This window comes from Micromonospora sp. ALFpr18c (assembly GCF_008868155.1).
In the GTDB taxonomy this organism is placed as follows: Bacteria; Actinomycetota; Actinomycetes; order Mycobacteriales; family Micromonosporaceae; genus Micromonospora.
On record NZ_WBKR01000249.1, the window covers coordinates 1 to 8,041 of the forward strand.

Below are 8,041 nucleotides of genomic sequence, written 5' to 3' on the forward strand. Positions count from 1 at the left end.
ACCCCCGACCACCAACCCGCCGAACCCGGGCGGCAAGAAGGTCGTCGGCTACTTCGCCGAGTGGGGCGTCTACGGGCGCAACTACCACGTCAAGAACATCCAGACCAGCGGCTCGGCCGCCAAGCTGACCCACATCCTGTACGCCTTCGGCAACACCACCGGTGGCCGCTGCGCCATCGGTGACAGCTACGCCGACTACGAGAAGGCGTACACCGCGGCGGACAGCGTGGACGGCGTCGCCGACACCTGGGACCAGCCGCTGCGCGGCAGCTTCAACCAACTGCGCAAGCTCAAGCAGCTGAACCCGCACCTCAAGGTGATCTGGTCGTTCGGCGGCTGGACCTGGTCCGGCGGCTTCACCCAGGCCGCGCAGAACCCGGCCGCGTTCGCCGAGAGCTGCTACAACCTCGTCGAGGACCCGCGCTGGGCCGACGTCTTCGACGGCATCGACGTCGACTGGGAGTATCCCAACGCCTGCGGCCTGACCTGTGACAGCAGCGGCCCGAACGCGTTCAAGAACGTGATCAGCGCACTGCGGTCGAGGTTCGGCTCCAGCGCCCTGGTCACCGCCGCCATCACCGCGGACGGCAGCAACGGCGGCAAGATCGACGCCACCGACTACGCCGGCGCCATCGGCAACCTCAACTGGCTGATGCCGATGACGTACGACTACTTCGGCGCGTTCGCCGCCCAGGGGCCGACGGCACCGCACTCGCCGCTCACCTCGTACACCGGCATCCCGCAGCAGGGCTTCAACTCCGACGCGGCGATCCAGAAGCTCAAGAGCAAGGGCATCCCCGCCAGCAAGCTGCTGCTCGGCATCGGCTTCTACGGCCGGGGCTGGACCGGTGTCACCCAGGCCGCACCGGGCGGCAGCGCCACCGGCGCGGCGCCGGGCACCTACGAGGCGGGCATCGAGGACTACAAGGTCCTCAAGAACACCTGCCCGGCCACCGGCACGGTCGCCGGCACCGCGTACGCCAAGTGCGGCAGCAACTGGTGGAGCTACGACACCCCGTCCACCATCAACGGCAAGATGACGTACGCGAACAACCAGGGCCTCGGTGGCGCGTTCTTCTGGGAGCTCTCCGGTGACACCAGCAACGGTGAGCTCATCGGCGCCATCAAGGGCGGTCTCGGCTGAGCCGAGGGCCGACGCACCACCCACACGGCGGGGAGGGGCCCGCACCGTCCCTCCCCGCCCGTGCCACACCGGCCCGGTCGACGTCCAGCGTCGGCCGGGCCGACGGCGCTGGGTCGGGCCTGCCTGATGTGGCAGACTCGCGGCTCGGCACGTCTCGATGGCACGGTCGACGGAGGTGGTCATGCGCCCGACCCACCGCAGGTTGGCGGCGACCGCCGCGGCGCTTGTGCTGCTGCCGGTCGCCCTGGTCGGCTGCGGCATCGGCGGCGGTGACGAGGAACCGGCGGCCAAGCCCGAGCAGGCCCCCGCCGAGGAGGCCGCCACCCGGTCCCGTGAGCGCGTGCAGGCGTACCTCGACGCGATGACCGCCAAGGACGTCGCCGCCGGCCGCAGCCAGCTCTGCGCGGTGCTGCAGGACGGGTTCGACCTGAGCGCCACCGGTCCCAACGGCGACTTCGCCGATCACTTCGAGGTGCCCGCGGCGACCATCACCGACGTTCAGGCGTACCCGCGCGGGCAGCAGGTCAGCGTCTCGGTCTCGGTCACCGCCGGCAAGCGCAAGGTCACCCGCCCGCTGGTCTTCACCGTCATCCGGGACGGGAGCGATTGGTGCATCGCCGGTGAGGCGCCGGGTGGCGCGCCCGCCGCGCCGGCGCCGACCGGTGTCTCTCCCTCTCCCGCGTCCTGACCGGCGACCGGCGGATTGATCTTCCACCTGCCGGAACCGTCCCCCTCGCCGCCCATGCCCCCCGACCGTCGCCGTACGCTTTCTGTCATGCGCCATGAGTGGCATCAGCTGAGCCATCCCGGTGTGGGCAGCCCGGGCCTGCAGACCAGCCGTCCGACCGTCGACTCCGCCGAGGACGCCGCCCTCGGCCTGGATCGATGGCGGGAGCTGCCCCGCGAGCAGGTCCCGCCGTGGTCGGACCAGGCCGCCGTCGCCGAGGTCTGCAAGGTGCTGGACACCGTGCCGTCGGTCGTCGCGCCCTACGAGGTGGACCAGCTGCGGCAGAAACTGGCCCTGGTCTGCGAGGGCAAGGCGTTCCTGCTGCAGGGCGGTGACTGCGCCGAGACGTTCGCCGACAACACCGAGAGTCACCTGCTGGCCAATGCCCGCACCCTGCTGCAGATGGCGATCGTCCTCACCTACGGCGCGTCGCTGCCGGTGGTCAAGGTCGCCCGGGTCGCCGGGCAGTACACCAAGCCCCGCTCGCTGCCCACCGACGCGCGGGGCCTGCCCGCCTACCGCGGCGACATGATCAACTCGCTGGAGGCCGACCCGACCGCCCGGGTCGCCGACCCGCAGCGCATGATCCGGGCGTACGCCAACTCGGCGGCGGCGATGAACATGCTCCGGGCGTACCTCGCCGGTGGGCTCGCCGACCTGCACGCGGTGCACGACTGGAACAAGGGGTTCGTGAAGAACTCCCCGGCGGGGGAGCGCTACGAGGCCATCGCCCGGGAGATCGACCGCGCGCTGGCGTTCATCCGGGCCTGCGGGATGACCGACGACGAGGCCCTGCGGACCGTCACCCTCTACTGCTCCCACGAAGCCCTCGCCCTGGAGTACGACCGGGCGCTCACCCGCGTCTCCGACCGCCGGGCGTACGGGCTCTCCGGGCACTTCCTGTGGATCGGCGAGCGCACCCGGCAGATCACCGGCGCGCACATCGACTTCATCTCCCGCATCGCCAACCCGATCGGCGTCAAGCTCGGCCCGACCACGTCCCCGGACGAGGCCATCGAGCTGTGCGAGAAGCTCAACCCGGACAACATCCCCGGCCGGCTCACGCTGATCAGCCGGATGGGCAACCATCGGGTACGCGACGCCCTGCCGCCGATCGTGGCCAAGGTCACCGCCGCCGGCGCCAAGGTGGTCTGGCAGTGCGACCCGATGCACGGCAACACCCACGAGTCGTCCAACGGCTACAAGACCCGGCACTTCGACCGGATCGTCGACGAGGTGCTCGGCTACTTCGAGGTGCACCGGGGCCTGGACACCCACCCCGGTGGGATCCACGTCGAGTTGACCGGCGAGGACGTCACCGAGTGCCTCGGCGGCGCCCAGGGCATCGAGGATCTCGACCTGCCCGACCGGTACGAGACCGCCTGCGACCCCCGACTCAACACCCAGCAGTCGCTGGAGCTGGCCTTCCTCGTGGCCGAGATGCTCCGTGGCTGAGCCTGCGAGCCCCGCGCCCGGCAGCCGAAAGGATGACAGTGGCTGATCTTGTGGACCTGCGGTCCGACACCGTGACCCGACCCACCGCCGGGATGCGGGAGGCGATGGCCACCGCCGACGTCGGCGACGACGTCTACGGCGAGGACCCGACCGTCAACGCGTTGGAGGCCGAGGTCGCCGCGCTGTTCGGGCACGAGGCGGCGTTGTTCGCGCCGAGCGGGTCGATGGCCAACCAGATCGCCCTGCAACTGCTGGTGTCGCCCGGCGACGAGCTGCTCTGCGACGCCGACGCGCACGTGGTCACGTACGAGATCGGCGCCGCCTCGGCGTACGGCGGAATCTCCTCGCGGACCTGGCCGGCGGTCGGCGCGGACATCGACCCGGAGGTGGTCGCCCGGATGATCCGTCCGGACGGCTACTTCGCCGTCCCGACCCGCGCGATCGCCGTCGAGCAGACCCACAACCGTGGCGGCGGTGGGGTGATCCCGCTGGCCACGCTGCGCGATCTGCGGGGCGTCGCCGACGAGGCGGGGGTCGCGCTGCACTGCGACGGCGCCCGGATCTGGCACGCGCACGTCGCCGACGGGGTGCCCCTGATCGAGTACGGCCAGCTCTTCGACACGCTGTCGGTCTGCCTCTCCAAGGGGCTCGGCGCGCCGGTCGGTTCGCTGGTGGTGGGCAGCACGGACAAGATCGCCCGGGCTCGGATGATCCGCAAGCGGATGGGTGGCGGCATGCGCCAGGCCGGCATCCTGGCCGCCGCCGGCCGGTACGCGCTCGCGCACCACGTCGACCGGCTGGCCGACGACCACGCCAGGGCCGCCCGGCTCGCCGAGGTGGTGGCGCCGTTCGGGGTGCTCGCCACCACGGTCCGTACCAATCTCGTCGCGCTGGACCTGACGAAGCACGCACTGGACGCGCGTGCCCTGGCCGCCGCCGCCCGGGCCGAGGGCGTCCTCATCTCGGTGCTCGGCCCCCGCACCGCCCGCCTGGTCACCCACCTGGGCGTCACCGACGCCGACATCGACCGCGCGGCGGAAGCCCTGCCGCGCATCCTGTCCGCCTGATCCAGCTCCTGGTGATCAAGAGGTTTGCGTCAGATTCCGGCCCCCGGATGACGCAAACCTCTTGATCAACCCTGCGGTGGCGGGCGGAGGCGGGTGAGGGTTTCGATGTCGGCGGCGTGGCCCTCGTGCTTCTCGCCGCTCGGGGTTTCCACCACGATCGGGACGCCGTCGGTGGCCGGGTGGGCCATCAGCTCGGCGAAGGCGGGCTCGCCGATGGTGCCCTTGCCGATGGTCTCGTGCCGGTCCCGGGTGGAGCCGCACAGATCCTTGGAGTCGTTGGCGTGCACCAGCCGCAGCCGGTCCGCACCCACCGTGGCCACCAGCGTGTCCAGCGTCGCCGTCATGCCACCCTCGGCGGCCAGGTCGTGCCCGGCGGCCCAGGCGTGGCAGGTGTCGAAGCAGACCCCGAGCATGGGGTGCCGGTCCACCGCGTCCAGGTAGGGTCCGAGCTGCTCCACCCGGGAGGCCAGCGACCGCCCGCCGCCCGCGCTCGGCTCCACCAGCAGCATCGGGCCGCCGGCCTCGGCGGCCCAGTCGAGCAGCGGCAGCAACCTCCGGCGGACCTGGCGCATCGCCTCCTCGGCGTGCCCCTCATCCACCGAACTGCCGGCGTGGAAGACCACCGCCCGAGCGCCGATCGCCACACCGCGGCGCAGCGCGTGCGCCAGGGTCTGCGCCGACTTCTCGACCGTGGCCGGGGTGGGTGAGCCCAGGTTGACCAGCAGCGAGGCGTGGATGAACGTCGGGATGCCCCGCTCGGCGAAACCATCGCGGAACAGCACGTCCTGCGCCGGATCACCGGCGGGCAGCGCCCAGCCGCGCGAGTTGGAGACGTAGACCTGCACCACCTGGGCGCCGGTCGCGTCGGCGTACGGCAGGGCGGCCCGGGCCAGCCCACCGGAGGTCGGCGTGTGCGCGCCCACCGGGCGCGAGGAGACCGTCGCCATCAGAAGCACGTGATGACGACCGGGGTGCCCGGCGGCACCTGCGAATTCTCACCTGGGGCCTGGATCCGGACCACGGCGTTCGGGTTGACCGCGATCGTCACCGGATAGCCCTGGCTCTCCAGCACCTGCTTGGCCTGCAGACACGGCAGGTCGATCACCCGGGGCACGATCGCCAGCGGTGGGCCCTTGCTGACGTCCAGCTTGACCTCGGTGCCCTTCTCCACGCCGGCGCCGTCGGCCGGGCTCTGACCCAGGATCTCGTCCTTGGGTTTGTCCGAGTCCTTGTACGTCTCCACCGGCTTCAGGTTGAGCTGGGCGAGGAGGGTGCGGGCCTCGGTCAGGCTCTTGCCGACCAGGTTCGGCACCGACACCGGCGCCCTGCCCCGGCTCAGGATGAGCGTGATCTTCGCGCCCGGTTTGACCTCGGTGCCCACCTTGGGGGAGCTGTCCAGGACGACTCCGGCCGGCAGGGTGTCGTCGTAGCGGGAGGCGCCCTTGGCCACCACCAACTTCACGTTGACGAGGTCGGCCTCGGCCAGCTCGTACTCCTTGCCGATGACGTCCGGCACCGGGAAGCGCTCCGGGCCCAGCGAGAGGGTCAGGGTGATCGTGCCACCCTTGACGATCTTGGCGGACGACGCGGGGCTCTGCCCCAGCACGCTGTCCTTCGGGACCTTCTCGTCGAAGCGCGGCTCGCCGTACGCCAGGGTGAGCCCGGCGCGGTCGGCCTGCGCCTGCGCGTCGGCCTTGCTCAGGCTGACCAACTGCGGCGCGGACGTGTACCGGCCGACGCCGAACCACCAGCCGCCCAGCGCGGCCACCAGGCCCAGCGTCACCACCACGGCCGCGACCGCCAGGCGGCCCCGCGGGTTGCCCATCACGGTGGCGCGCAGCTCGGCCAGCCGGGACCAGACACCCTCCTCCGGCTCCGGTGCGGCCCGCCGCCGCCCCGGCCCCGCGGCACCGCCCTCCGGCAGCCGAGCCCAGGACGGACGTTCGGCCGGGCGGACCGTGGCGACCATCATGGTCGGCTGGGAGACCGGCGGCTCGTCGGTCACCCGGCGCAGCACGGCGGTACGGCTGTTGGCGTCACCCAGGTTGTCCCGGGCGACCTGCACGTCGGCCAGCAGCGCGCCGGCGTCGGCGGGCCGGGCGCCCGGGTCACGCCGGGTGGCCCGCCGCACCAGGTCGTCGAGGACCGACGGCAGGCCCGGCACCAGCGTCGAGGGCGCCGGCACGTCACGGTCGACGTGCTGCCAGGCGACGTCCACCGGGCGGTCACCGTCGTAGGGCACCCGACCGGTGAGCATCTCGAACAGCACGATGCCGGCCGAGTAGACGTCGGTGCGCGGGTCGGCCCGACCCTCGGTGACCAGCTCCGGGGCGACGTACGCCACGGTGGCCATCAGCTGGTTGCCCTGCTCCTCGTCGGCGCTCGCCTCGACCGCCCGGGCCAACCCGAAGTCGGCCACCTTGACGACGCTGTCGACCAGGTTGGCGACGCCGCCGGTGGGCGCCTCGGCGACCAGCACGTTCTCCGGCTTGACGTCGCGGTGCACCAGGCCGGCCCGGTGCGCGGCGGCGATCGCGGCGAGCATCTGCTCGGCGATGGCCAACGCCTCGTCCGGGTTGAGCCGGCGCCGCTCGGCCAGCACGTCACGAAGCGTGCGGCCGCGGACGTACTCCATCACCAGGTACGGCAGGCCGGCGTGAGTGCCCTGGTCGTAGACCGCCACCACGTTCGGGTGGGTCAACCGGGCGATGGTCTTCGCCTCGTCGGTGAACCGGGCCACGAAGTTGGCGATCCGGGCCCGCGCCTCGGGCGCCTGGGTCGGGTGAATGATCTTGACTGCGACGGTGCGCTCAAGGCGTTCGTCGGTGGCGGTGTACACGGTCGCCATGCCGCCACGGGCCACGCGACCGCGAATGCGGTAGCGCCCGTCGATTAGCGAGCCCAGCAACGTGTCGGCGACCTGTGTGTCCATCGGCAGGGAGTCTATGTGTCCAGGGGGTGAAGGTTGAACAGGATGCTACAGCCGGAGGCCGACCTGGTCCGTCCCGCCGCGTACGCCACCCCCTCATCGGCTGGTCAGGGGCCGTTTGGAAGAGACGGTGAAACGGTCGTCCGGGGTGCCGGTGGCTCGACGCGACGGCGGCGTGGCAGGGTGTTCGGGTGACCGAACCCGTACCCGAGGGGGCCGTGCCCGGCCCCGAGCTCGCCGGACCCGCCGACCCGGCCGGCTGGCTCACCCTGCCCGACGTCGCCGAGCGCCTCGACGTGTCGATCAGCAAGGTGCACCAGATGATCCGCGACCGGGAGCTGCTGGCGGTCCGCCGCGACGGCGTCCGCCGTATTCCGGCGGACCTGGTGGCCAACGAGACCGTACTCAAGCACCTGCCCGGCGTGCTCAACCTGCTCTCCGACAACGGCTACGACGACGAGGCGGCGTTGCGCTGGCTCTACGAGCCCGACAACACGCTCCCCGGCAACACGGCCGCCGCCGCCCTGTCGGGCGACCAGGCCCGAGAGGTCAAGCGCCGAGCCCAAGCCCAGGCCTTCTAACCCCGCGCGCTCCCGCCCCCGGCTCTTTCCGCGCCCTCGCGCGCTCCCGCCCTTCTGCGTCGATCATGAGGTTGGCGGCGCGACACGCCGAGGCGAACGCCGCTAACCCCATGATCAACCGCCGGAGGCCGCCGGAGG

7 protein-coding genes are annotated in these 8,041 nt (G+C 71.9%); 5 read left to right on the forward strand and 2 right to left on the reverse strand.

The window, feature by feature from the left end:
- From F8271_RS28330 to F8271_RS28345, 4 genes are all read left to right on the forward strand, one after another.
- On the forward strand, positions 1 to 1,144 hold a 1,144-nt coding region (locus tag F8271_RS28330; protein ID WP_151492902.1), incomplete at its 5' end, for a glycoside hydrolase family 18 protein.
- A 181-nt stretch (positions 1,145 to 1,325) separates the two neighbouring features.
- A complete protein-coding gene (locus F8271_RS28335) occupies positions 1,326 to 1,832 on the forward strand; it encodes a nuclear transport factor 2 family protein (protein ID WP_151492903.1) in 507 nt (168 codons plus the stop codon).
- 87 nt (positions 1,833 to 1,919) lie between these two features.
- A complete protein-coding gene (locus tag F8271_RS28340; protein WP_151492904.1) occupies positions 1,920 to 3,326 on the forward strand; it encodes a class II 3-deoxy-7-phosphoheptulonate synthase in 1,407 nt (468 codons plus the stop codon).
- A 38-nt stretch (positions 3,327 to 3,364) separates the two neighbouring features.
- Positions 3,365 to 4,393 (forward strand): low specificity L-threonine aldolase, encoded by a 1,029-nt coding sequence (locus F8271_RS28345; RefSeq protein WP_151492905.1) that lies wholly within the window; start codon positions 3,365 to 3,367, stop codon positions 4,391 to 4,393.
- 65 nt (positions 4,394 to 4,458) lie between these two features.
- Here F8271_RS28345 and F8271_RS28350 read toward each other — a convergent pair whose 3' ends face one another.
- Both F8271_RS28350 and pknB read right to left on the reverse strand, forming a co-directional pair.
- Positions 4,459 to 5,340 carry a deoxyribonuclease IV gene (locus F8271_RS28350; protein WP_151492906.1) on the reverse strand — a complete coding sequence of 294 codons (882 nt, stop codon included), beginning with the start codon at positions 5,338 to 5,340 and terminating at the stop codon, positions 4,459 to 4,461.
- Complete coding sequence (gene pknB / locus F8271_RS28355) at positions 5,340 to 7,325, reverse strand: Stk1 family PASTA domain-containing Ser/Thr kinase (RefSeq protein WP_151492907.1); 1,986 nt, start codon at positions 7,323 to 7,325, stop codon at positions 5,340 to 5,342. Before pknB ends, F8271_RS28350 begins: the two co-directional genes overlap by 1 nt.
- Positions 7,326 to 7,513: 188 nt before the next feature.
- On the opposite strand from pknB, the gene F8271_RS28360 reads away from it, so the two are divergent.
- Positions 7,514 to 7,903 carry an Rv2175c family DNA-binding protein gene (locus F8271_RS28360; RefSeq protein ID WP_151492908.1) on the forward strand — a complete coding sequence of 130 codons (390 nt, stop codon included), beginning with the start codon at positions 7,514 to 7,516 and terminating at the stop codon, positions 7,901 to 7,903.
- The last annotated feature ends 138 nt before the right edge of the window (positions 7,904 to 8,041 follow it).